19 protein-coding genes, 1 pseudogene and 1 riboswitch are annotated in these 23,125 nt (G+C 53.2%); of the genes and pseudogenes, 4 read left to right on the forward strand and 16 right to left on the reverse strand.

Features of this window, described 5'->3' with window-relative positions; genetic code table 11:
- Positions 1-10: 10 nt before the first annotated feature.
- The 3 genes from M2298_RS14760 to M2298_RS14770 form a co-directional block, all read right to left on the reverse strand.
- Complete coding sequence (locus M2298_RS14760; protein WP_280648663.1) at positions 11-1,222, reverse strand: trans-sulfuration enzyme family protein; 1,212 nt, start codon at positions 1,220-1,222, stop codon at positions 11-13.
- Positions 1,223-1,451: 229 nt separating this feature from the next.
- Entirely contained in the window at positions 1,452-3,170 is a 1,719-nt protein-coding gene (locus M2298_RS14765) for a GMC family oxidoreductase (protein WP_122962531.1), read from the reverse strand.
- Between the two features lie 17 nt (positions 3,171-3,187).
- On the reverse strand, positions 3,188-3,931 hold the full coding sequence (locus tag M2298_RS14770; protein ID WP_122962530.1) for a gluconate 2-dehydrogenase subunit 3 family protein: 744 nt from the start codon (positions 3,929-3,931) through the stop codon (positions 3,188-3,190).
- Between the two features lie 161 nt (positions 3,932-4,092).
- Between M2298_RS14770 and M2298_RS14775 the strand changes: the two genes are divergently transcribed.
- Positions 4,093-4,788 (forward strand): hypothetical protein, encoded by a 696-nt coding sequence (locus M2298_RS14775; RefSeq protein WP_173596335.1) that lies wholly within the window; start codon positions 4,093-4,095, stop codon positions 4,786-4,788.
- 44 nt (positions 4,789-4,832) lie between these two features.
- On the opposite strand, the gene M2298_RS14780 is transcribed toward M2298_RS14775, so the two are convergent.
- From M2298_RS14780 to M2298_RS14815, 8 genes are all read right to left on the reverse strand, one after another.
- Positions 4,833-5,675: an alpha/beta fold hydrolase gene (locus tag M2298_RS14780; protein ID WP_280648664.1), complete on the reverse strand. Its 843-nt coding sequence runs from the start codon at positions 5,673-5,675 to the stop codon at positions 4,833-4,835.
- Positions 5,676-5,689: 14 nt separating this feature from the next.
- On the reverse strand, positions 5,690-6,484 hold the full coding sequence (locus M2298_RS14785; protein WP_242773793.1) for an energy-coupling factor transporter transmembrane component T: 795 nt from the start codon (positions 6,482-6,484) through the stop codon (positions 5,690-5,692).
- Entirely contained in the window at positions 6,475-7,296 is an 822-nt protein-coding gene (locus tag M2298_RS14790; protein ID WP_217022092.1) for an energy-coupling factor ABC transporter ATP-binding protein, read from the reverse strand. Before M2298_RS14790 ends, M2298_RS14785 begins: the two co-directional genes overlap by 10 nt.
- The gene (locus M2298_RS14795; protein WP_280648665.1) at positions 7,293-8,135 is read right to left on the reverse strand and encodes an energy-coupling factor ABC transporter ATP-binding protein; all 843 of its coding nucleotides are present in this window, start codon (positions 8,133-8,135) and stop codon (positions 7,293-7,295) included. The genes M2298_RS14790 and M2298_RS14795 overlap by 4 nt, the downstream gene beginning before the upstream one ends.
- A complete protein-coding gene (locus tag M2298_RS14800) occupies positions 8,132-8,737 on the reverse strand; it encodes a QueT transporter family protein (RefSeq protein WP_122962525.1) in 606 nt (201 codons plus the stop codon). The genes M2298_RS14795 and M2298_RS14800 overlap by 4 nt, the downstream gene beginning before the upstream one ends.
- Before the next feature lie 186 nt (positions 8,738-8,923).
- Positions 8,924-10,258 (reverse strand): APC family permease, encoded by a 1,335-nt coding sequence (locus M2298_RS14805; protein ID WP_280648666.1) that lies wholly within the window; start codon positions 10,256-10,258, stop codon positions 8,924-8,926.
- Between the two features lie 138 nt (positions 10,259-10,396).
- Entirely contained in the window at positions 10,397-12,064 is a 1,668-nt protein-coding gene (locus M2298_RS14810; protein WP_481752854.1) for a glutamine--tRNA ligase/YqeY domain fusion protein, read from the reverse strand.
- A gap of 84 nt (positions 12,065-12,148) precedes the next feature.
- Positions 12,149-12,766 (reverse strand): SET domain-containing protein, encoded by a 618-nt coding sequence (locus tag M2298_RS14815; protein WP_122962522.1) that lies wholly within the window; start codon positions 12,764-12,766, stop codon positions 12,149-12,151.
- Between the two features lie 246 nt (positions 12,767-13,012).
- A riboswitch (cyclic di-GMP riboswitch) is annotated at positions 13,013-13,101 on the forward strand.
- 184 nt (positions 13,102-13,285) lie between these two features.
- Here M2298_RS14815 and ggt point away from each other — a divergent pair.
- From ggt to M2298_RS14830, 3 genes and pseudogenes are all read left to right on the forward strand, one after another.
- The gene (gene ggt / locus M2298_RS14820; protein WP_063228909.1) at positions 13,286-15,004 is read left to right on the forward strand and encodes a gamma-glutamyltransferase; all 1,719 of its coding nucleotides are present in this window, start codon (positions 13,286-13,288) and stop codon (positions 15,002-15,004) included.
- A gap of 112 nt (positions 15,005-15,116) precedes the next feature.
- Positions 15,117-17,105, forward strand: coding sequence for a methyl-accepting chemotaxis protein (locus M2298_RS14825; protein ID WP_173599064.1), 1,989 nt, complete (start codon positions 15,117-15,119; stop codon positions 17,103-17,105).
- Between the two features lie 292 nt (positions 17,106-17,397).
- Positions 17,398-18,030 (forward strand): annotated as a pseudogene (locus tag M2298_RS14830) (MBL fold metallo-hydrolase); the annotation flags it as partial.
- Positions 18,031-18,131: 101 nt separating this feature from the next.
- On the opposite strand, the gene M2298_RS14835 reads toward M2298_RS14830, so the two are convergent.
- From M2298_RS14835 to M2298_RS14855, 5 genes are read right to left on the reverse strand one after another with little or no spacing between them, the layout of a single operon-like run.
- A complete protein-coding gene (locus M2298_RS14835) occupies positions 18,132-18,851 on the reverse strand; it encodes a glycerophosphodiester phosphodiesterase (protein ID WP_173596334.1) in 720 nt (239 codons plus the stop codon).
- Between the two features lie 31 nt (positions 18,852-18,882).
- Positions 18,883-20,214: an ABC transporter substrate-binding protein gene (locus tag M2298_RS14840; protein ID WP_280648667.1), complete on the reverse strand. Its 1,332-nt coding sequence runs from the start codon at positions 20,212-20,214 to the stop codon at positions 18,883-18,885.
- Between the two features lie 29 nt (positions 20,215-20,243).
- Entirely contained in the window at positions 20,244-21,071 is an 828-nt protein-coding gene (locus M2298_RS14845; protein ID WP_122962517.1) for a carbohydrate ABC transporter permease, read from the reverse strand.
- Positions 21,072-21,098: 27 nt separating this feature from the next.
- Entirely contained in the window at positions 21,099-22,055 is a 957-nt protein-coding gene (locus tag M2298_RS14850; RefSeq protein ID WP_173596333.1) for a carbohydrate ABC transporter permease, read from the reverse strand.
- On the reverse strand, positions 22,055-23,122 hold the full coding sequence (locus tag M2298_RS14855; protein WP_173596332.1) for an ABC transporter ATP-binding protein: 1,068 nt from the start codon (positions 23,120-23,122) through the stop codon (positions 22,055-22,057). The genes M2298_RS14850 and M2298_RS14855 overlap by 1 nt, the downstream gene beginning before the upstream one ends.
- Between the last annotated feature and the right edge of the window lie 3 nt (positions 23,123-23,125).

A 23,125-nucleotide genomic window follows, 5' to 3' on the forward strand; every position in this document is an offset into this window, starting at 1 on the left:
GTCACGTTCCTTACCCTCTCGCAGCAGCCTCCGCCACAGGGACGCAGCGTAGCGCCTGCTCCAGATCAGCAATGATGTCCGTCGCATCCTCCAGCCCGGTTGAAAGGCGAATCAAACCGTCTGTAATGTTGAACTTCAGACGATCCTCCACCGGAATGGAAGCATGAGTCATCGACGCGGGATGCTGCACGAGTGTTTCCGGGTCTCCTAAGCTAAACGATATCATAGCGAGACGCAGCGCGTTAATGAAAGATTTGGCGGCGTCATACCCTCCCTTGACCTCGAAGGAAACGATTCCGCCCATCCCCGCCATTTGCCGCTTCGCCAGCTCATGCTGCGGATGGGATTCCAGTCCAGGGTAGTAGACGTGCGCGATCGCCGGGTGCTTTTCCAAGTATTCCGCTACAGCTTGCGCATTTTGACAATGTTGGCGGACGCGCAAACCGAGCGTCTTCAATCCGCGCAAAATCAGGAAGGCGTCCCATGCGTTCAAGTTTTGCCCCAGATCGCCCATGATGTTTTTGCGCATGAACTGTATTTGCTCTTTTTTCGCGACAATAAACCCGGCGATAACATCCCCATGCCCGTTCAAATATTTGGTGGCGCTATGGACAACCACATCGGCTCCCAGCTCCAACGGCCGCTGGAGATAAGGCGTCATGAACGTATTGTCGACAATCACGACGATACCCCGTGCGTGCGCCAAACGGGACAATGCCGCGATATCGAGGACTGTCAGGCACGGGTTGGAAGGCGTCTCGATGTAAAGCACGCGTGTGTTGGCCCGGAAAGCCCGCTCCACTGCCTGCAAATCGGTACAATCGACGAAATCGGTCGCAATGCCGTAACGCGGCGCCATTGTAGTAAGAAACTTGTAGCTGCCTCCGTATACATCCCGCGTACACACCACATGGTCGCCTTGCTGCAAAAAGGCAAGCAGCGCCCCGGAGATCGCTGCCATTCCGCTGGATACGCCCAAAGCGGCCTCCCCGTTTTCCAACGCTGCGATTTTTTGCTCCAACGTCTCGATCGTCGGATTGCCGTACCTGCCGTAATACGTTCCGCCCCGCTCCCCGGCCACGCAGGCAGCAGCGGAATCCGCATCGGGAAACGCATATGCGACCGCAGGCACGACAGCTGCCGTGACCGCCCCCGTTTTCGGGCAAGGCTCTTGAGCCGTATGAATAATAGCAGTGTCCAGCTTCCAGTTGTTCGTTTTCATCATTGTCTCTCCTTTTGGCGATCCTCTCGCTCATCACTGGCAAATCGTATTAGCAAGGAGCATGCCAACGAAAAAACCGCATGAAACCGCGATATTCTCGCTTTTACGGCTCACGCATTTTCTCATTTTCGCGAAAAGGTTTTGCTTCTATACGAAAAAAAGCCGTCATATAAACCGACGGCTTTTCGCAAATTCGCTAAATCCATTTTGCAATCGTAACAAAATACAGCTACACCAGCATGCCGCCACCGCTCTGCCGATACTTCAAAATGCCCTCGGCCGCCCGGTACGACAGCGCCCCCATCGTGCCCGTCGGATTGTAGCCGCTGTTGTGAGCAAAAGACGATGCGCCGACGACAAACACATTTTCCGCGTCCCACATTTGCAAGTAGTTGTTGACCGCCGAAGTTTCCGGCGATGCCCCCATGATCACTCCGCCTGTATTATGCGTGGATTGGTACGGGGTAATGTCGTAAGGGCCAAGCTTGCCGCGCACCTCGATTTTGTTGGCGCCCATTTCCTTGAGAATGTCCCCGCATTTGTCGGACAAAAAGGCAGCCAACTGCCTGTCCTGCTCCTCGAAGTCGAACGTAATGCGGATCAGCGGATCTCCGAACGCGTCTTTGTACGTCGGATCGAGATCGAGAAAATGGTAACGGAACGGCATGGAGGCCCCTTGCGCCCCGACATTGATCGTGCGGTTGGCGTATTTGAGCGAGGCTGCCTTAAATTCCTTGCCCCAGCTTGGCGTGCCTTCCGGAACCGTATTGTTGGCGATCGGACGTTGCCCGTACTGGGAGACGCTGATGTTGGCGCCATGAATGAAATTCAGGCTGGAGTGGTCAAAGTTGTCGCCGTTGTAGTCATCGAGCACCATGCCGAGCGAGCCGGCACCAGCGTAATTGTTGAACTCCTTTTCCTCGAAAAAGCCCGTGGCTCCGCCTTTCATAACCTGGTAGCAGTAGTTTTTTCCAATCACACCTTTGCCCGTAGTCGGATCGTACGGTCGCCCCAGCTTGGACATCAGCAGCAACCGCGAATTGTTGAACACGTAGCTCGTCAACACGACGATGTCAGCAGGCTGTTCAATTTCTTCTCCAGTCGTCACGTCCGTGTACAGCACACCTGTAGCTTTGTTGCCCGTATGTAAAATGCGGCGCACGTGGGAATGGGTGCGGATTTCGAACTTCCCTGTCTTCTTCGCCACAGGGATAACCGTGACAACCGGATCTGCTTTTGCCCCGTACTCACACCCAAAACGCTCGCAGTAGCCGCAATATTGACAGGCAGCCCGGGAAATTCCGTCTGGATTCGTGTACGCCTCCGACAAATTCGCAGATGGGAGCGGATAAGGATGCAGGTTCAGCTTTTTCGCCGCTTCCTCGAACATCTTCATGCTGGGCGTACTTTTCATCGGCGGCGTCGGATAAGGCTGGGAACGTTTGCCGCCAAGCGGATTTTCCGAACCCGATATGCCCGCCATCCGCTCGAACTTGTCAAAGTAAGGCTCCAGCTGGTCGTAAGTGATTCCCCAATCCTGAATCGTCATGCCCTCGGGAATTTTCTTTTGCCCGTAGCGCTCGACTGTCTTGCTGTGAATCTCGAAATCATACGGCAAAAACCGGAACGTGTGGCCATTCCAGTGAACGCCCGAGCCGCCAAGCCCTGTTCCCAGCAAAAAAGAACCGTATGAGCGCATCGGCAGCGCCCGCACGTTCGGATTGCTGCGGAAGGTGATCGTTTCCTTGGACAAATCCTGCATCATTTCATAGCGAAGCGCGTAGCGCAGTTCATCGTGCACCATGAAATAGTCTTCTGTTTTCCGCTCTTTGCCGCGCTCCAGTCCGACGACCGTCAGCCCTTGCCTCGTCAGCTCCGAAGCGATCACGCCCCCGCCCCAGCCCACACCGACGATTACCACATCCACTTTGGGCAGTTTTCTGGCCATATGCTTCACCCCGTCTGTCAGTGTTGATGATCCCGCAAGCTGAGCGGCTCCATCTTCACGAATTTGTCTTGTTCGATGATTTGTGTGTAGGCCATTTGATTGCCTGGGTAATTTTTCAATCGCCAGCCATCCATATTTTTATTGCCGCCGTACAGCGGGTCTGAGTAAATTCCTTCGATGGTGCTGGCTCGCAGCATTTTGAAGAAGGCGCTGGCCGAAATCGTCGTCAGTTTGACATCGTCCTTTTCAAAAGCCTTCAACACGGCATCCTGCTGCTCAGCCGTAATCTCGTAAAAGCGCTTGCCATGCGCAGCTTGGCTGTAGTTGTTCAGCTCCTGAATGCCGATGTCGAAAATCTCCCGCCGCTTCAACCTTCCCTGGTAGCCTTGGGTCACCTCTCCCGAATAAAACGGACCTTGCATGTACTCACGAGAGTTGAAGCCCCAATCGCCCGCAAGCTGGTGATCGATGAAGTAGGCTGCACCAAGTGCCTTTGCGCCCGGTCCAAGCTCGTCTTCCGGGAAAATCCGCTCACAGGCGGCATCCACCACCTTGAACTGTTCCGGGCTGAAATACATCAACGCCTGATTGTAATCGGCAGCAGGAGCCGGTGTCGCTCCCGGTTGTGGCGGTGCTTCCGGCTTGCGTAGCAGACTGCCTGCCACTCCGCCCACGACCAGACCACCGAGCACAAGCCCTGTGTTTTTCAGAAAATGTCTCCGTGACACTGGCTGCTCATGTTTGTTGTTGGATTCTGCCAAATCTACCACCTCCAGTTGTCTCTATCCCATGGTTTGCGCATTTTCGCGACAGGCTAAACGCATTTCGCGGAAATTTTCCCAGCATGCACCACACATAATTTCCAAAACACATTCAAAGGATATGGTTACCAATACAGCAAGCATAATTTGGAGGGATACTGATGAAGCGCTTTGGAACATGGGCAGGCAGAGCCGGAGTAGGCATTGCCCTGCTGCTCACCGCCTGTAACAACCAGGCCGCCCCGCAAGAGCCAGCCAGAACCCAAACTGTACACCCTGCTGGAATGGGCGAGACGGTCATTCCCAGCGTAGACCGGGACAAAAAGCTGACAACCAACTCTCATGGCACGACATTTAGCGGCATGGGCCACGGTCTGTACAGTTCGATCGGAAGCTCGCATCTGCACAGCGGCGGCCCTTCGACCAAGCTGGAGGCGCAACTCGGCGCGGCAGGCGTCCACGGTGTACAAGCGCTAATCGTCGGCGATTGGGTTTTCCTCGCCCCAACCACTGCCAACCAAGCCTCCATCAACTCCATCGACCCGATGCAAGCCCACTTGCTCGGCAGCTATACGGGCAGCAGCAGCCGAGGAAACGACACGCCGAGCGGGCTGGCTGGACAGCAGGCAAGAAACAACACGACAGGCGTGCTTGGCACCAGCGATCGCTCTGCCTTGTTTGCCCAGGCGCGCACCGTAGTAGAACGTTCGTATGGAACAGACGCGCAAGTCTGGACAGTCAGCTCGAAAAAAGGCATAGACGCATTGGAAAAAGTCAAAAAGCATTTGCGGGACAAAAAAGGGGACAACAAAATGGCGGACGAGCTGGACAAGCTGTTCCGCGAGGCAAAACGATAGACAAAAGTACAAAAAGAAAAGGGGCAAGCAGATGCTTGTCCCTTTTAGCGATGCAAAAACAGGTTGATTTCATTCACGGTTTCATCCGGATGCGTCACCATCAACAAATGCAAGGAATTGGCGATCGTCCTCACCTGCGCTTGCGGCACAGCGCTCCGGTATTTGGCGACCGCTTCCCGGAAGAAAGGCCGCTGTGCTTCATCCGGCAAGTGATTTTCATCTGCCAGAAGCAACAGCACCGGACACGTCAGCTGCCGACACAGCTCATCCAGATCATATGTCGCGTACTGATGAAAGTAGCCGTCAAACGCCTCCCGCGGCAAACGGTAACCAAAGCCGCCGTCCTCCTTGCGCACAAGCTCTGTGCTCATCCAGCCTGCCGGAAGCTTCCTCCCGCCATACCTTTTGGCAAATCGCCTTTCCGCTTCCTCTACCGTTTGAAACCGGGTTGATGACAAGCGCTCAACTGTAGGATCATGCTCAAAGCCCGGCATCGCTCCCAGGGAGTAGTAACCGCCATCGAGCAACACCAGCGAGGCAATCCGCTGCGGTTCGCGGACGGCAAGCATTTGCGCAGGCACGGCCGAAAACGAAGCCGCCACAATCGTCACTTGGCTCAGCCCTTCCTGCTCCAGCAGACAGGCCAAGTCATCGACGATCCGCTCAAAAGTAAACGGGCCGCGATCCGTAGAGTTGCCATGACCGCGCAAATCGACCGCCACCACCCGGTAATGCTTTGCCAGCTCGGGTAACAGCGAAGTAAACAGGTGCCGCGTATTGCGAATCGCATGCAGCAGCAAAAGCGCCGGAGCATCTGCATGGCCTGACACACTGTACTCTAGTCGCCCGGCTTCGACCTCTACATGTTTGACCTGCTCAACTTTCATGGCTTCCTCCCCTGTCAAATTCGTCCCGGAATGAGGACGCCAATATGCTCGGGATGCACCCGGGCGATGTAAAACAGCGAGGCAACCGCACAGACACCTGCCAACAGCATGACGACCTCCGCCTTTTTCCAGCGCTTGCTGCGGTAAAACCGATGCTGGCTGTTCCTGATCTGAAAGCCTTTGGCATCGAGCGCATTGGCGATCAGCTGCACGCGCTTCAGCGAACTGAAAATGAGCGGAACTAGCAAAAACCCGTATTTTTTGATGCGCTCAAAAACATTGCCTTCCACCGTCGACATCCCTCGCACCATCTGTGCTTCGCGGATCGTCGCCAGATCATTTTTCACCAGCGGAATAAAGCGGAAAATAAGCGACAGCAAGTAACTGACGGAAAACGGGACGCCAAGCCCGCGCAGGCCCATCGCAATCTCTCTCGGCGAAGTGGAGAGCAAATAGTACATCGACAAAAGCGCCACATTCGCCAGGCGCAGCCCCATTCCCAACGCCCAGAGCACGCCGATATCGGTTACTTGCAGCGGGTAATTGATCAATGGAACGCTGCCGCTCCAGTACGCTACGCCTACGTTCGTGAACGGCAGCCATGTAATCGCCGCGAAAACCGCGCCTACTCCGCCCACCAGCGCGTACGCTTTGACCATCGAGCGTTTCCACCCCAGCCTGGCGATCAGCACCAGATTACACAGCCAGACCACAGCCAGCGCTCTCGGGTCTTGAAACAGAAACGGCAGCAGGCCAAGCAGAAGAAACATCAGCAAAACGAAGCTCGGATGGGCATGCTTCATCGCCATTGCCCACCTCCCGCGATTTTTTGAGTCATTTGCTGCAAAGTGAGCGGAAGCGGCCCTTTCATCCCCGCCGCTTCGCCAAACCGATAAACAGCGGGTGCCTCCACCTGCGCGGATGCCAAAATGTCAGGCGCAGCAAACACGCTTTGCGGATCGCCGTCACACACCAGACTTCCCCGATGCATGACCAGTACACGCTCGGCGTATTCCGCCACCAACCGCATGTCGTGTGTAATGACGATGATCGTGTGACCAGCTGCATGCAATCGGCGGACAAGCTCCATCATTTCCAGCATCCCCCGATAATCGAGTCCCGTAGTAGGCTCGTCCAGCACGATGACCTGAGGCTTCATCGCCAAAATCGAAGCAACGGCAATCTTTTGCCGCGTGCCTTTGCTGGAAAAGTAAGGCTCTGCCTCGCCCATTCCGCCTAATCCGACGGCTTCAAGCGCCTCGTTCACCGCTTGCTCGATCTTTTCCGCAGGCCAGCCCATATTTTTCGGGCCAAAAGACACCTCTGCCGCTATCGTAGAGTGGAAAATTTGATGGTCAGGGTTTTGATAGCAATAGGCTACCGTGCGGGCCAGTTCGGCGGTCGACATCGTTTTCGTGTCGCAGCCGTTCACTTTTACGCTGCCTTTGCTCGGTTTGTACAAACCGTTGCAATGCTTGGCGAGCGTAGTTTTTCCCGAGCCGTTTCCCCCGATGATCGCGACGAACTCTCCTTGCCGAATCTGCAAGGATACTCCGTTCAATACCGGCTTTTCCCGGTCGTATCCGTACCAGACATCATCCAGTTCAATTACGCTGCTCACACGCTTCCCTCCCGAACAAGCTGTGCCTCTCTGTATCGCGCAGCCAGTTCCTCAACCGTAAGCGGCAACGGGCCAGCCGTTTCGACAAGCACGCCTTCGCGGCAAAGCAGATGGTAGAGGCGGATGACATCAGGGACAAAAATGCCGTGCTGATCGAGCACATCTGTCCGGGCAAAAAAGTCTCTTACAGGCAAGTTGAGCACAATCTGCCCTTTTGCCAGCAGCACCAGACGGTCGCAAAAAGCGGCCAGCTCCTCTGTCGCATGAGAGGATACGACGATGGTCATCTGACTTTCCTGCTTCAACCGTTGCAAGAGCGCGAATACTTCTCGCGCTCCCAATGGATCAAGCTCGGATGTCGGTTCGTCCAGAAGCAATACTTGCGGGCCATTCGTCAGGGCAGACGCGATTGCTACACGTTGCTTTTCTCCCCCTGACAATTCAAAAGGAGAGCGATCGGCAAACCCGGGAAGGCCGACCAGTTGCAGCACTTCTGTGATTCTTTGCTCGATTTGCTCATCGGAGCACCCGACATTTTCCAGCGAAAACGCAAGCTCTTCTTCAATCGTCAGCCCGATAAACTGTGTCTCCGGGTCTTGGAAGACAACGCCCTGCTGCCCTTGCGCCTGGCGTTTTCCCGCAAACTGGCCTGCGTAATTGGCCGGGATCAACCCCGCAAGCGCCAGCAAAAGCGTCGTCTTTCCCGCTGCCGCCGGGCCAACCACCCCGACTACTTCGCCCGGATACAAGCAAAGACTCACATCCGTAAGCGCCGGGGTCGGAGAATCTTCGTAGTGCCAATGTACCTCTTGCAGTTGCAACAGCGGTTCCTGAATCACTGGGCGATCCTGCTTTCAGGCCCGAGATAGCTGTATTCCTGCAACGGTCGTCCGCGATACAGACCGGAACGCTTCACAAACGGGTACAGCAGCTTCAACAGGATCGGGCCGAGAATCGCCGTCGAGATCGCCTGGTTCAAAAACACAGTAGGAATAAACAGAGAGGCAATCGCCATCGGCGTCAGACCGAGCGCCACATTGACCAAAATCGCGCACGCCACGACAGCAGAGCTGATCAGAACGACGAACACAAAATATTGCAGGAAGCTGCGTTTGGTTTTCAGCGCCGGGTGACTCACCGTGAGAAAGCCGATGAAGCCTCCCAAAAAGTTGGAGAAAAAGCCGACGGCAACCGCATGTGGCGGTGCTCCTCCGGTCAACAGGTCGCTGACCATATTGCCAAAAGCAAGGCCAATGCAACCTGGCAAGCCGAACAGCATGCCGAAAACAGGCTGCAAGGCATTCGCCGGACGAATCGGTACGGAAGGAATGAGCTTGATATTAGCCAGCATGATAATGGCAACTGCATATAATGCCGCTGTAACGACAATCAGCACGTAATCGACTGTCGTCCATTGGCGGCGAAACAATGAAGTCTGCATCAAAGTGTACCTCCTTTATGTCAATTGCTAACGTTTGGAATATTGCCTGATGCCAGTTTACTCCACACCTTTTTTGGCGTCTACCAAAAAACCCGCTCCCGCACTTGTTATAGAAAAGTTGAATAAACAAAAGCCTCCCCATGCGCACTCGCAGCACAGGAAGGCTTTCTTCAAGCAAGTATCGTCCTATTCCTCAAACTTCATCAGTTCCAGTTTGGCCCCTTTGATTTTGACCAAATAAAGCAAATACACAAGCCCGACAAACGTCCACAAAAGTCCCAATATCATCGATTTCGCATGGAGACTGCCCCACAAAAATGCGAGAAAGGCTGTCCCGATCAGCGGAGCCAGAAAATATCCCCACCAATCCGCCGCACGCTTTTCTTGTTTTTGTCTCAGGAAGTAGGCAATGACGCTCAGATTGACGAAGCTGAACGCGATCAACGCTCCAAAATTAATAAAGGACGTAGCTGTCAGCAAATCGAGATACAAGGCAGCCAGCATCAGCGTTCCGACCAGCAGCACGTTAAGCAGCGGCGTCTTCAGTCTCGGGTGTATGTAGCCAAACCACTTTTTCGGCAAATAACCATCCCGGCCCATCGCGTACAACAGCCGCGTTACACTCGTCACCGATACCAGACCGGAGGCGAGCGTCGAAGACAAAGCAGCCGCCAAAAAAATCAGCTGAAAGACGGAGCCTCCGATAAACAGGGCGATTTCTGCGGAAGCTGCTTCCGGGTCAGACAATACGGAAACATCGGGAAACAACGATTGCATGAAATACGAAGCGGTAATGAACAACGCTCCCCCAGCCAGTGCAACCAGCAAAATTCCCCGGGGAATCGTCTTTTTCGCATCTACCGTCTCCTCTGTCAGCGTAGTGACGGCATCAAAGCCTAAAAAGGAAAAGCAGAGGATCGATGCCCCCGACAGCAGAGCGACTACCGACAAATCAGCAGAAAGGAACGGACGAATGTTCAGCACCTGGCCCAGCCCATCTCCATTGATCAAGCCACGGATAGCCAGTCCGGCGAACAAAATAACGACGGCGATCTGAAAAAGCACCAGAAACGAGTTGACGGATGCCGTTACTGTCACGCGAAATACGTTTAATAAAGTAATCAGGACAATAAACCCGATAATCCACCACGTGGTCGGCACATCGGGAAATACGGACGAAAGATACACACCCGTCAGCAAAGCGTTGATCATCGGCAAGAACAAATAATCGAGCAGCGAGGCCCACCCTACCAAAAACCCGGCATACGGATGAATCGTTTGCTGCGTGTACGTATACGCTGTCCCGGCCGACGGGAAGACGCGAACCATTTTCCCGTAGCTCGCCGCGGTAAACAAGATGGCCAGCAAGGTCACTGCGTAAGCGGCAGGAACATGCCCCCCTGTTTCTTCGGCAACGATGCCAAACGTATCAAAAACGGCCATTGGAGCCATATAGCCAAGGCCAATGACGACGATATGCCACAACTTCAAGCTGCGTGTAAGCTCTGCACTCCCATTCACTGTCTGTCCTCCTTCTGTTACACGACACGAATAATTATACACGCGAATGGGAAAAGTTCCACCGTTTGCGCACCAAAAAACGCTGTTGCACACGGTTCCCCATGCCGCAACAGCGTTTGGTTTTCAGGCTTGATATGCTTACGCTTTTGGCAGTTCAAACGAGCTTTTCAGCGAAACGATCCGGTTGAAGACCAGTTTGTCCGCCGCTGTATGCTTCGGATCGACATTGAAGTATCCGTGACGGAAAAATTGGTATTTGTCCTGCGGCTGCGTTTCTTTCATGTTCGGCTCGACGAATCCGTTCAGCACTTCCAGCGAATTTGGATTGATGTTGTCCAGGAAGCTTCCTTCCGAATCTTCGTCATCCATAATCAGTGGCTCGTACAGGCGAAATTCAGCCGGAACTGCCTGAGAAGCTTCTACCCAGTGGATTGTTCCTTTTACCTTGCGGCCAGTAAAGCCGCTGCCGCTCTTGGTTTCAGGATCGTAGGTGCAGTGCAGCTCGATGACGTTTCCGTCGGCGTCTTTCACCACATCGTTGCATTTGATGAAGTACGCGTGCTTCAGGCGAACCTCATTTCCCGGGAACAGGCGGAAATACTTGCTCGGCGGGTTTTCCATGAAATCGTCCTGCTCGATGTAGATTTCGCGGGAGAACGGGATTTGGCGATTGCCCATCTCCGGGTTCTCCGGGTTGATCTCGGCTTCGAGCATTTCTACCTGGTCTTCCGGGTAGTTCGTAATGACGACTTTGAGCGGATTCAAGACAGCCATGGTGCGCGGCGCCTTGAGTTTCAAGTCTTCGCGAATGAAATGCTCCAGCATTTTCGCGTCTACCGTGCTGTTGCTGCGCGCTACCCCGATCTCGCGGGCAAACGTGCGAATCGCTTCAGGGGTAAAACCGCGGCGACGGAAGCCGGCAATGGTCGGCATGCGCGGATCGTCCCAGCCATCTACCACTTTCTCGTCCACGAGCTGTTTCAGCTTGCGTTTGCTCATGACGGTGTTGGTCAGGTTCAAACGGGCAAACTCGTACTGGCGCGGAGTATTTTCCATCTCGCACTCGCTGATGACCCAATCGTACAGTGGACGATGGTCTTCAAATTCAAGTGAACAGAGGGAGTGAGTAACGCCTTCAATCGCATCTTCCAGCGGATGGGCGTAGTCGTACATCGGGTAGATGCACCATTTGTCGCCTGTGTTGTGATGGGTCGCATGAGAAATACGATAAATCACCGGATCGCGCATGTTGATGTTCGGAGAGCTCATATCGATTTTCGCACGCAACACTTTTTCCCCGTCCTTGAACTCGCCATTGCGCATGCGAGCAAACAGGTCGAGGTTTTCCTCCACAGAGCGGTTGCGGAACGGGCTGTCTACCCCTGGTTCTGTCAAAGTTCCGCGCAGCTTGCGCATTTCTTCGGCAGGCAAATCATCCACGTAGGCTTTGCCCTTTTGGATCAGCAACACCGCACGCTTGTACATTTCTTCAAAGTAATCCGATGCAAAAAACAGCCCGTCCCATTCAAAGCCGAGCCACTGTACATCTGTTTTGATTGCTTCCACGTACTCTGTGTCTTCTTTCACCGGATTGGTATCGTCAAAACGGAGGTGGGCCTTTCCTTTGAACTCGCTTGCCAGCTCAAAGTTGAGGCAGATGGCTTTTGCATGTCCAATATGAAGATACCCGTTCGGTTCCGGCGGAAAGCGGGTAATGACTTCCTTGACCTTGCCTTCTTGCAAGTCGTCAATCACGATATTGCGGATAAAATTGGATGACGCTACCTTGTTTTCCAATGAAATCAACCTTTCACTTCACCTTTACATTCCATAATACTGATTCTCTTCCCAGAGTTCAACAAAATCGGGCCGTTGTCCGGCCCGCTGTCTCTACCATTCCTGCTCTTTTTGCCATTGGGATTGCGGCTGGCAGTACAACGAAATGATAGAGTCGAGGGAGCGACGCTGCTCGGTTATGCCGCGAATAATTTTCAAATGCTTGGGTCGAACCAGGTGGAGCAGCGGCTGTTCAACATGATTGAACCGGGCGAAAGCTTCAGCTGCGACCTCATCCCACTGCCGATAATAGCGCAGCAAGTCATCAGGCATCACCCGCGATCGATTCGTGCCCGGCTCCGGCAAGCAATCAAACGGTTCATCCAGATTCAGCGTACCGTAATCATCGGTCAGCTCTTCCCCCGGCAAAATGTCTCTGGCAGCCAGCTCCAAGTCGTACATCGTCGCCACGCAGGTCGCATGGAAGCTGTGGTTCACAAATCGGGCCTTATCCCAGCACAAGATGTATTTTCCAAACTGATTTTTGAAGGAATACTTCTGCACATCCTGCTTTCTCAATGGGTCCAGTTTTTCCACATATGCCGGGTCCAATACCTGATCCAGGTCATCCTGTGCCCAGACAATCGTGCCTTTCGGGATCAATTTTGTCGCAAAAACACCGTACCCGATTTCATCGTTGATATAGCGAAGCTCCGTATCGGGATGCATCATGGCCTTGATTCACTCCTTGGCAAATGTGCGTTTTTACCATCATAAGCAGTTCGGCCAATAGTGGTGTGTGAATGTCGGGAAAAACACACAACTCCCTGTTCCTCCCTTTTTTTCTAGATTAAAAAAATTTTTCTTATTTACCCCAATCGACAAATAGTCTATATTATTGACAAACGGATGATTAGGAAAATTTTCCTGTAACAATTGAATCAGTTTTCTATTATCAACTGGATGCGTTACCCATTGATATCGAAACGGCAAACCCGGGGAAATCCGGCGACGCAAAGCTAGAGGGGCTACCTCCGCACAAGCGGGCATGCCAGCCAGCTACCGAAGTATTGGTGTAGGACAGGACCAATGATCCTATATCATTGGTCTTTTTTTGCGCAACAATTGTCTATTTTTGTCCATTTATGTATTTATGTGTAAAAATATTCATTTTCAGTTAAGGAGGTGAGGCTGCGAAAAGCTGTCGGATTGTTGGAATCGTTCATCAAACATACAAGGAGGCTTCATACGATGTCATTCTGGAAGAAACTTTCTACTGTCGCATTGACTACTGCAATCGGCCTGGCAACCCTGTCTCCGGTTCAAGCAGCTAATCGGCCAACATCAATGTCGCCAAACGCAATGGTAACAACACCACACTATCTGGCTACAGCAGCAGCCCTGAAAACATTGGAAGACGGTGGCAACGCTGTAGATGCCGCCATCACAGCCGCTTCTACTCTCGCCGTCGTCTACCCGCATTACACAACGATCGGCGGAGATAACTTCTGGCTCATCTACAACGCCAAGACCAAGGAACTGAAAGCGTTGAACGGCAGCGGACGAGCTGGCGAAAAAGCAACGATCGACTACTACAAAGGCAAAGGCTACGAAAAAATTCCTTCCCGCGGCTACGAGTCTGCCAATACGGTGCCAGGCGTTGTTTCCGGCTGGTGGGAAGCGTACAACTACGCGCACAAAAGCATGGGCAACAGCAAGCTTCCGTGGCACAGGCTGCTCGAACCAGCGATCGGATACGCCGAAAATGGATATCCCGTCTCACCGAACCAGGTTTATTGGACAAAATACGCCATCGATCCGAACGATAACGATTTGAAAAACCTCCAGCGCTTTGAAGGGTTCCGCAAAACCTTCCTGAAGCCGAACGGAGAGCCGTATGCGCCTGGCGAAATCCTCAAGCAAAAGGACCTGGCCAAAACTTTGCAAATCATTGCGAAAAAAGGAGCAGACGGATTCTACAAAGGCGAAGTCGCCAAAAAAATCGTAGCGGATATGCAGAAAAACGGCGGACTGCTCACCTTGAAAGACTTTGAAAAGCACACCTCCACATGGGCAGAACCGATTACAGTCGACTACCGCGGCTACAAGGCTTACAACGTACCGCCCAACTCCCAGGGCATGGCTTCGCTCTCGATCTTGAACGTGTTGAACAACTTCGACCTCAAGAGCATGGGCGAAGGGACGCCGGACTACTACCACACGATTGTAGAAGCCACCAAGCAAGCTTTTGCCGACCGTGACAAATGGCTGACAGACCCTGCTTTCGTCGACATTCCGGTGGACGAGCTGTTGTCCAAGCAACACGGCAAAGATTTGGCAGCACGCATCGATATGAAGCAAGCGGCAAAAGCAGTAGAGCCGCTCGATCCAAAAGGAGACACTACTTGGTTTGGCGTCGTAGACAAGGACGGCAACGCCGTTTCGATCATCCAGAGCCACTATTTTGACTGGGGTTCCGGTATTGTAGCGAAAGACACTGGCGTCCTGTTGCAAAACCGTGGAAGCTACTTCTCTCTCGATCCGAAACACATTAACCACCTGGAGCCTGGAAAGCGCACCTTCCATACGATTAACCCTGCCATGCTCTTCAAAGGGGACAAGCCTTACCTGCTTTACGGAACACAAGGCGGCGAAGGACAGCCACAAACGCAAGCAGCTCTCGTAACGCGTATTGTCGACTTCGGTTTCAGCGTACAGGATGCGATCGAGGCTCCAAGATGGCTGCACGGACGCAACTGGGGCTCCGCCTCCAACAATTTGAAAGTCGAAAGCCGGATTCCGCAGGAAGTGTTGGACGAACTCGTGAAGCGCGGACATCCGGTTGAAAAGCTGGAAGCAGCCTATACAGATGCGATGGGACAATCCGGCGCCATTTTGATCGATCCGCAAACGAACGTGAAGTTCGGCGGCGCAGACCCTCGCGGGGAAGGCGCAGCAATGGGATATTAACCGATGGTCAGGCTGCTGAATCTTCTCAGCAGTCTGGCTGTGTCTACTCTGTGCGGGCAGCGTTCCTTGCCTCGCGAAGTTGAATCAACCACCAATTAGGAGTGGAGAGCCTATGTCTTTTTTCAACAAACTCAGAAATAAAATGATCCTGTGGTTTCTTGCCGTAGCGGTCATCCCGCTTGCTGCCGTTTCCTTTTTTATTACAAACAGCTTTTCAACCATTTTGATCGATAAGCAAAAATCGTCTTATGTGGACCTGACTTCAAGTACAGCTATGGCTATGGACCAGTATCTCGATCGGCGCATGACGGAAATTCAGGTGCTGGCCCGCACCTCTGATATTCAATCTGTCGACGCGGCAGCCAAAAATGAGTTTATCCGCAAGTTTACCGAAGAAATGAAGCTGTACGATGGCAATACGTTTATTTCAAGCGACGGAAAAGTAACCGCTGACACCTTCCCGAAAAGCGTCGGGATCGACCTCGGCGAGCGGCAATTTTTCAAAGACGGCATGCAGGGCAAGCCCAGCTACTCCGATGTCCTCGTCGCCAAAACTACGGGCAATCGCTCGATCATTGTCGCTTCCCCTGTCAAAGGAAAAAACAATGAAGCGCTCGGCGTATTGACCGGACTTGTCAACGTGGATCATTTCGCAGCCACGTTTCTCGCAAATTTGAATGTAGGCAATGACGGCTATCCGATTCTGGTGGACAACAAGCATCAGGTGCAGTACCACCCCAACCAGGAGCTGATCGGAAAGCCGCTTGAGGAATCGGCCCTGCCCCAGCCTTTGCAGGACATCCTGAAAACAGGCGCTGCGGAAAAAGGCTCATACAGCTACACGGATCAAGGCAAGGAGTATGTCGTCACTTACTCTCCGATCCCCAAAACCAACTTTGGCCTGTACTTGCATATTCCTGTTGAATCGATCACCGCTGGCGTCTCTGCTGTCAGCAACAACGTCATGCTGATCGTCTTTGCCGTAGTCGCAGCGGTCATCGCCATTGCCTATGCGATCTCCCGGCAAATCACCCGCCCGATCGTCGAGGTTGCCGCTGTAGCAAACCGGATTTCCGAGGGGGAGCTGACCGTATCCGCCTTGCAAATTCGCTCGCAGGATGAAGTCGGTCAACTGTCTCAATCGGTCAATGCCATGGTCCACAACCTGCGCACGATCATTCAGCAGGTCAATGATACGGCTACTGATCTGGCCTCTTCCGCAGAGGAGTTGTCGGTCAACGCCGAGCATACCAGCAAGGCAACGGAGCAGATCGCCATTACGATCCAGGAAGTCGCGTACGGCGCCGAGAAGCAGGTAAGAAGCGTGGAAGACAGCGTGAACGCCATGCAGGTAGTATCACAGGGCGCGGAAAAAGTCGCCACCAACGCACAGCACGCGGACGAATCCGCATTGAGCGCCTCCCGCATCGCCGTGGAAGGCAATCAAGCTTTGCAAGTCGTGATCAGCCAGATGCAATCGATCGAAAATACGGTCAGCAACATCGCAGACATCGTGAAGCGCTTGGGGAACAGCTCGCAGGAAATCGGACAAATCGTCCAGGTCATTACCGCTATTGCCGAGCAAACCAATCTGCTTGCCTTGAACGCTGCAATCGAAGCCGCCAGAGCAGGCGAGCAAGGACGCGGGTTTGCTGTCGTGGCAGACGAAGTACGCAAATTGGCCGAGCAGTCTGCCCAATCTGCCCAGCAAATCAAAGAACTGATTACGGCGATTCAGGTTGAATCGAATCAAGCCGTCTTGTCGATGGAACAAGGAACAAACGAAGTTGCGATCGGACTGACAGTAGTGAACAATGCTGGCAAGTCTTTCGAGCAAATCCAGGATGCTGTCGCACAAGTCGCCAGCCAAATCCAGGAAGTGAAGACGTATTCCGAGCAAATGTCGGCTGGAACCCAGAAGGTAGTAGAGTTGGTCAGCGGCATTGAGGAAGTCGCCGAAAATTCGGCAGACGGAACACAAAGCGTTTCTGCCGCCACAGAAGAACAGCTGGCTGCCATGGAAGAAGTGAACTCCTCCGCTGCTTCCCTGGCCCGCATCGCCGAAGAACTGCAATCTCACGTAAGCCGCTTCAAAATATAGCGAGGCAATCAAAAAACCGCCGGGCAGCAGCATCCGGCGGTTTTTCTTGCTTCAAAGCGATCAACAAAATCTATGAGCTGCCACTGGTAGCGATAGCGGAGCAAGCTGATAAAAGCACACTCGCGCTTGCGCTTCCACTTTATTCCTGCAATGCTGATAGCAGAAAGCTATTCTTATCGCGAAAGGCGGGGAAACGATGAGTTCTTCCGGTCCTATCTCTACTCCTTACTTTTCTTTGCAGCCTGTTGCAGAAGGCGTGTACGCCGCTATTGCTGTCCGTGGCACCGGAGCAATGGCTAATGCCGGAATCATTGATTTAGGCGATCAGGTAGTCGTCTTTGACTCCATGTACACGCCACAGGCGGGCCAAGCATTGCACGATGCGGCTGTCCAGCTATGCGGAAAACCCGTCACGCTTCTGATCAACTCTCATTTTCATCTGGACCACACTGGCGGCAATCAGGCATTTCCAGGTGTTCCGATTCTCTCCACCGCCAAAACGCGTTCGCTCACCTATGAGCGCACGACCCAATTTTTGACCTTTGCCAAAGCGCACCCTGATTACCCGCTGACGGTCAAACAAGCTTTGGAACAAGAAACGGACGCTAAAAAGCGGCAAGAAAAAGAATATGAGCTGGGCGAGCTGCTCGCGATGGACGCTGCCCTTCCGATACTGGTTCCCACTCTCGCTACCTTGACCTTTCACGATTCGATTACATTGCACGGCAGCAAGCGCTCTGCTGTCCTGCGCTCGCTGGGAAACGGTCACAGTCCCTGTGATTCCGCCCTTTTCCTTCCCGATGACGACATCCTGTTTGCCGGAGATTTGCTGTTCACAGGCGCACATCCAAGCATCATGACCGGGAATGTTCCGGAGTGGATCAGCATTTTGGATGCTCTCCTGCAAGACTGCCCAGCGCTGATTGTACCCGGACATGGCCCGGTAGCAGACAAGCAGGCTGTACCCCCTTTTCTCATGCCAAAAGCCGCCGGACATGTCTCCGACGGCTTTTCCTTTTGCCTGGCTTACACAAATTCCAGCATCCGGTCAGGATGGTTGGTGCAAATTTGTACATCAGGATGCCAGGACATGACCTCGCGAATGTGCGCAGGCTCATCCAGCGTCCAGGCAATCACCTTGAAGCCTTTTTCGATGGCGGCTACGGCAAGCTCTTTGTTCAGGAAAGGGTAACCCATGGACAAAATGCTGGCACCTGCCTCCTCCAGTTGCTCCAGCATGAGCACAGGACGGCCGTAGACGATCAGTCCCGTCTCGATTTGCTGATCGAGAGTGCGAACATGACGAATCAGCTCATGGTCAAACGACGTCAAGCAAACTTCCTGCTTCATCCCGTACTGTTCGAGCAGCGCAAGCACTTTTTCGGCAATGCCGGGGTACATGTCGCTCGTCGCCTTCAACTCGATATTCAGCCTGCAACGGCCCTTGACCGCAATCAGCGCTTCCTCCAGCGTCGGGATTTTTTCGCCTGCAAACTTTTCGTCGAGCCATTTGCCCGCATCGAGCTGGCGAAGCTCCTCCAATGTGTGGTCCTTGACCAGACCGCTTCCGTTCGTCGTGCGCTCCAGCGTAAAGTCGTGGATCAGCACGGGAACGCCATCGGAAGACAGCTGCACGTCAATCTCCATTGCCTGTATAGCCGGCTCTGCCAACGCCAGTCGAATTGCCGTCATCGTATTTTCCGGGGCTTTGCCTGACCATCCTCGATGCGCCATACATATATTCATGTCGCAAACTCCTCTCTTGTTTGTGCCGCCTTTATTTTTTCAGCAGCTTGCTGCCTTTGTCCGTCACATTTTGCAGCGCTTCATCAATGGTCGCCTGTCCAAGCATCGCACGTTGCAGCTCTTTTTGAATGACATCCTGCAATTCTTTGTAACCAGGTGCCATTGGGCGCGGGTAACCGTATTGCAGCTGGTCTACTGCTACTTTGAAGTTCGGATCTTTTTCATAGAATGCCTTCATCTCAGGTGAATCTACGGCAGCGGTCGTCACAGGCATGTAGCCGGATGCGATGGACCATGGTACGGTTTGCTCTGTATCGGTCATCCACTTCATAAATTCCCATGCCGCTTTCTTTTCGGCATCAGAAGACTTCGCCAGCATGACCAGGTTTGCTCCGCCCGTTGGCGTACCGAAGTTTTTGTTTGCTGGCAGGAAGGCTGCTCCCATGTCAAATTTGGCATTTTTCTTCAATTCCGTCAAGGAACCTGTCGTCGTGAAAATCATGCCCACTTTTTGATTGAGGAAATCTTGCTCGGCGACATCCCACGCATTGTAGTTTTCGCCTGGAGGGTTTTTCATCAAGCCTTCCTTGACCATTTTCGTCCAAAGTTCAAGCGGCGCTTTGCCTGACTCGTTGTTCAAGGTCAGCTCCTTGCCGTCTTCGCTCAAAATGTTGCCTCCGCTCTGGAAGACGAGCGCTTCGTAGAACCAAATATCAACAGGGGTCGAGAAGCCGTAGCGCGTGACTTTGTCGCCTTCTTTTTTCACCAGCTTTTGCGAGTAGCTGATCAGCTCATCCCAGGATTTCGGCCCGTTCGGATCGAGACCCGCTGCTTTCAGCATGTCGCGGTTGATGTACAGAAGCGGCGTGGAGCGGTTGAACGGCACGGCGTACAGTTTGTCTTTCCAGTAAGAGTTTTTCATCAGGCCGGGAATGTACTTTTTCTCATCGCCTTGCGAGTACGGAGTCAAATCTTCCAGCACTTTCGCATCAGCGAAGGCAGCGATCGAAGCGATCTCTACCATCGTTACATCAGGGTTGTTTCCGGCGGCAACCGAAGCCAGAACTTTGGAGTGGTTATCCTGATACGCGCCCTGGTACGCCGCTTTTACCTTAATATCTTTATGTGACTCGTTGAACTTTTTGACCATGTCCTCAATCGTCTTGCCGCGAACACCGCCGAGCGCATACCAGAAATCGATCTCGACAGGCCCGTTGCTTGCTGCTGTTTCCGTTGCCGGCTTCGTTGTGTTTCCTGTGCTTGCAGCCTGTTCCTTGCCTGTAGAACCGCACCCGGCAAGCACTCCTGACAAGCCTAGAGCTAGTGCACATAGAATCGTTCCTGTCTTTTTCATCGCCTTCATGATTTGGTTTCCTCCCACATGGTTATCTATTATTTGGATTGATAGACAAACGCTTTGATAATGTGGCGCTGGGCCACGAAGAAAATAACGAGAATCGGCAGGATGAGGATCATGTTCCCCGCCATCATGACGTTCCAGAGAGTGCCTCCGTCCGACATGCGCAAGCTGGAAATCCCGACAGGCAATGTGCGTACTTCGTCGCTGTTGGTCATGATCAGCGGCCAAAAGTAGTCATTCCAGTGATAAATAAAGCTGAAAAGTCCAAATGTGACCAGCACTGGCTTCGCCATCGGCACCATGATCGTCCACATGATTTTCCACTCTGACGCATTATCCAGTCGCGCTGCTTCAATGACTTCGTCCGGCACCTGCATGAACGCCTGGCGAAGCAGGAATATCCCGAATGCGCTGGCTGCGTACGGCAGAATCAGCGACCAGAGCGTATTGACCAGCCCCCAGCCGCTCAGCTGCACGTAGATCGGCAAAAAGATAATGTATCCCGGAATCATCAAGGCCACCAGCACAAGCCCAAACAGCAGGTTGCGGCCGGGAAACTGGTAGCGGGCAAAAGCGTACGCCGCAGGTACGGCGGTCAAAAACTGCAAGATCAAGATCGCCACGGCAACTACAATGCTGTTCACCGTAAACATCAGGAACGGCCCTGACTCCCAGGCTTGGACAAAATTGCCCCACTCCCACGTCTCAGGCAACAAGGTCGGCGGAAACTGTCTGACTTCCGACATGTCCTTGAACGCTGTGGAAGCCATCCACAAAAAAGGAAAGACGAACAGCAGCGCCACAACCAACAGCCCGGCCCATTCCACTGTTTTCAAAGAAATTGCACCCACTCGTTTCATGTTGCTCCTCCTTTCTTTCGGGAATCGTCATCGGTAGTGGACGCGTTTGGACATGAACAGGAAGTACAACGCAGTCAAAACTCCTACGATGAGCAAAAGAATGACAGAAGCGGCAGCAGCAAATCCCCCGTTGTAGTAGTCCATTCCTTGCTCATAAATGTAGTAGACCAGCATGTTGCTGCTGTTGATCGGCCCGCCTTGGGTCATGATGGCAATCGTATCGAAAGCATGGGACGACGAAATCATGTTGATGATGAACAAAAAGAACATGGTGGGCGACAGCATCGGTATGGTAATGCGGGTCAAAGTCCGCCACCACGGCGAACGATCGAGGGCGGCCGCTTCGTAAATATCCCCTGGAATGCTTTGCAGCCCGGCAATGAAAATCAGCGTGTTGTAGCCCACGCCTTTCCAGACGTTCACGAGGATCAGCGACAACAGCGCACTGCTCGGGTCTGTCAGCCACGTGTAGCCTGGCAGCCCGACCGCTTCGAGTACAGCGTTCAATAGCCCGAATTGCGGGTCCATCAGCCACATCCACAACATGGAGACAGAAACAAACGAAATAATGTGCGGACTGAATACGGTAGCTTGGATGATCCCGTACATTTTCGCCTTTTTGTTGAGCCAGAGAGCGAGCAAAAAGGAGATTCCCAAACTGATGCCCACGGTTGCAAAAGTGAAAACGAGCGTATTTGTCAGCACCTGCTGAAATTCCTGGTCAGCAACCAGCTCTGTGTAATTTTGCAGCCCGACCCATTCCATTGCTTCCAGATTAATCAGCGACCAGTCTTGAAAGCTCAAATAAATGATCGAACCAATCGGGTAAAAAAAGAACAAAATGAAGCAGATCATGGCAGGTGTCAAATACAAGTACGGGCGAAGACGCGTCATCATATCCGGGCGAGATGTTGGCCTGGAAGCTGCTTGTGCCCGCACCTGGCCGGTATCCGGCAGCTCGTGGGCAGTTGCCGCCTTTCGCATCAGTTCACCCCTCCTGCAAGTGCGGATACTTGACCTCGTTCAGCCAGTCGACCCACTTTTTTTCCGCTCACGCGATCAAAGATGTACACATGCGGCTTTGCAACCGTTACGGTAACGTTTGAACCATACTGTCCAATTTCCTCGGTTTCCGTTTTGACGATGACTCTGCCTTTTTCCGTCTCCACGTAGAACAGCGTGTCCGAGCCGAGTATTTCCCGTGAGACGATTTGCCCTTTTGCCGTCCACATCTCTTCCGCAGAAACCGGAGAGACGGAGGCTGGCAACAACACGGCCTTTTCCGGGCGGAATCCCCACAACTGGTCACTTCTGCCCTCTGCCGGCACAATGTTCATCGGGGGAGAACCGATAAACTGGGCGACGAACAGATTTTCCGGCTCCTGGTACAAGTCCATCGGTGCCGCGACCTGCATGATGTTGCCGTCGCTCATCACGACGATCTGATCGCCCATCGTCATCGCTTCCACCTGGTCGTGCGTCACGTAAATAAACGTGCTGCCCAGTTGCTTGTGCAAACTCGTCAGCTCCACGCGCATCTGGTTCCGCAGCTTCGCGTCCAGGTTGGAGAGCGGCTCGTCCATGAGGAACACCTTTGGCTTTTTCACCATGGCCCGCGCCAGGGCGACACGCTGGCGCTGACCGCCGGAGAGCTGGGAAGGCTTTCTTTTAAGAAAGTCCGCCAAGCCGACAATCTCGGCAATTTCCTTCACCAGCACGTCGCAGTCTTTTTTCGACGTTCCCCGGTTTCTCAAGCCGTAGGCGATGTTGTCGTAGACGTTCATCGTCGGATAGAGCGCGTAGTTTTGGAACACCATGGCAACATCGCGCTTTCCCGGAGGCAGAGCGTTCACAGACTGGCTCCCGATGAAAATTTCCCCGTCTGTAGCCGTTTCCAGACCGGCAATCATCCGCAAGGTCGTCGATTTTCCGCACCCGGACGGGCCAACCAGCACCGTAAAGGAGCCGTCGGGAATCACGAGATTAAGCCCCTTGACCACTTTCTGGTTCTGAAACGTTTTTGTTATCTGTTGCAGCACCACTCTTGCCATCTT

This window comes from Brevibacillus sp. 1238, from assembly GCF_029892995.1.
GTDB classification, from domain to species: Bacteria; Bacillota; Bacilli; order Brevibacillales; family Brevibacillaceae; genus Brevibacillus; species Brevibacillus parabrevis.

Coding starts and splice junctions, on each gene's coding strand:
- M2298_RS14760 (WP_280648663.1), bottom strand. CDS start 1,222: ATGAAAACGAACAACTGGAAGCTGGACACTGCTATTATTCATACGGCT.
- M2298_RS14855 (WP_173596332.1), bottom strand. CDS start 23,122: ATGGCAAGAGTGGTGCTGCAACAGATAACAAAAACGTTTCAGAACCAG.
- M2298_RS14780 (WP_280648664.1), bottom strand. CDS start 5,675: ATGAAAGTTGAGCAGGTCAAACATGTAGAGGTCGAAGCCGGGCGACTA.
- M2298_RS14835 (WP_173596334.1), bottom strand. CDS start 18,851: ATGAATATATGTATGGCGCATCGAGGATGGTCAGGCAAAGCCCCGGAA.
- M2298_RS14785 (WP_242773793.1), bottom strand. CDS start 6,484: ATGGCGATGAAGCATGCCCATCCGAGCTTCGTTTTGCTGATGTTTCTT.
- M2298_RS14765 (WP_122962531.1), bottom strand. CDS start 3,170: ATGGCCAGAAAACTGCCCAAAGTGGATGTGGTAATCGTCGGTGTGGGC.
- ggt (WP_063228909.1), top strand. CDS start 13,286: ATGTCATTCTGGAAGAAACTTTCTACTGTCGCATTGACTACTGCAATC.
- M2298_RS14775 (WP_173596335.1), top strand. CDS start 4,093: ATGAAGCGCTTTGGAACATGGGCAGGCAGAGCCGGAGTAGGCATTGCC.
- M2298_RS14800 (WP_122962525.1), bottom strand. CDS start 8,737: ATGCAGACTTCATTGTTTCGCCGCCAATGGACGACAGTCGATTACGTG.
- M2298_RS14850 (WP_173596333.1), bottom strand. CDS start 22,055: ATGCGAAAGGCGGCAACTGCCCACGAGCTGCCGGATACCGGCCAGGTG.
- M2298_RS14845 (WP_122962517.1), bottom strand. CDS start 21,071: ATGAAACGAGTGGGTGCAATTTCTTTGAAAACAGTGGAATGGGCCGGG.
- M2298_RS14840 (WP_280648667.1), bottom strand. CDS start 20,214: ATGAAGGCGATGAAAAAGACAGGAACGATTCTATGTGCACTAGCTCTA.
- M2298_RS14825 (WP_173599064.1), top strand. CDS start 15,117: ATGTCTTTTTTCAACAAACTCAGAAATAAAATGATCCTGTGGTTTCTT.
- M2298_RS14815 (WP_122962522.1), bottom strand. CDS start 12,766: ATGATGCATCCCGATACGGAGCTTCGCTATATCAACGATGAAATCGGG.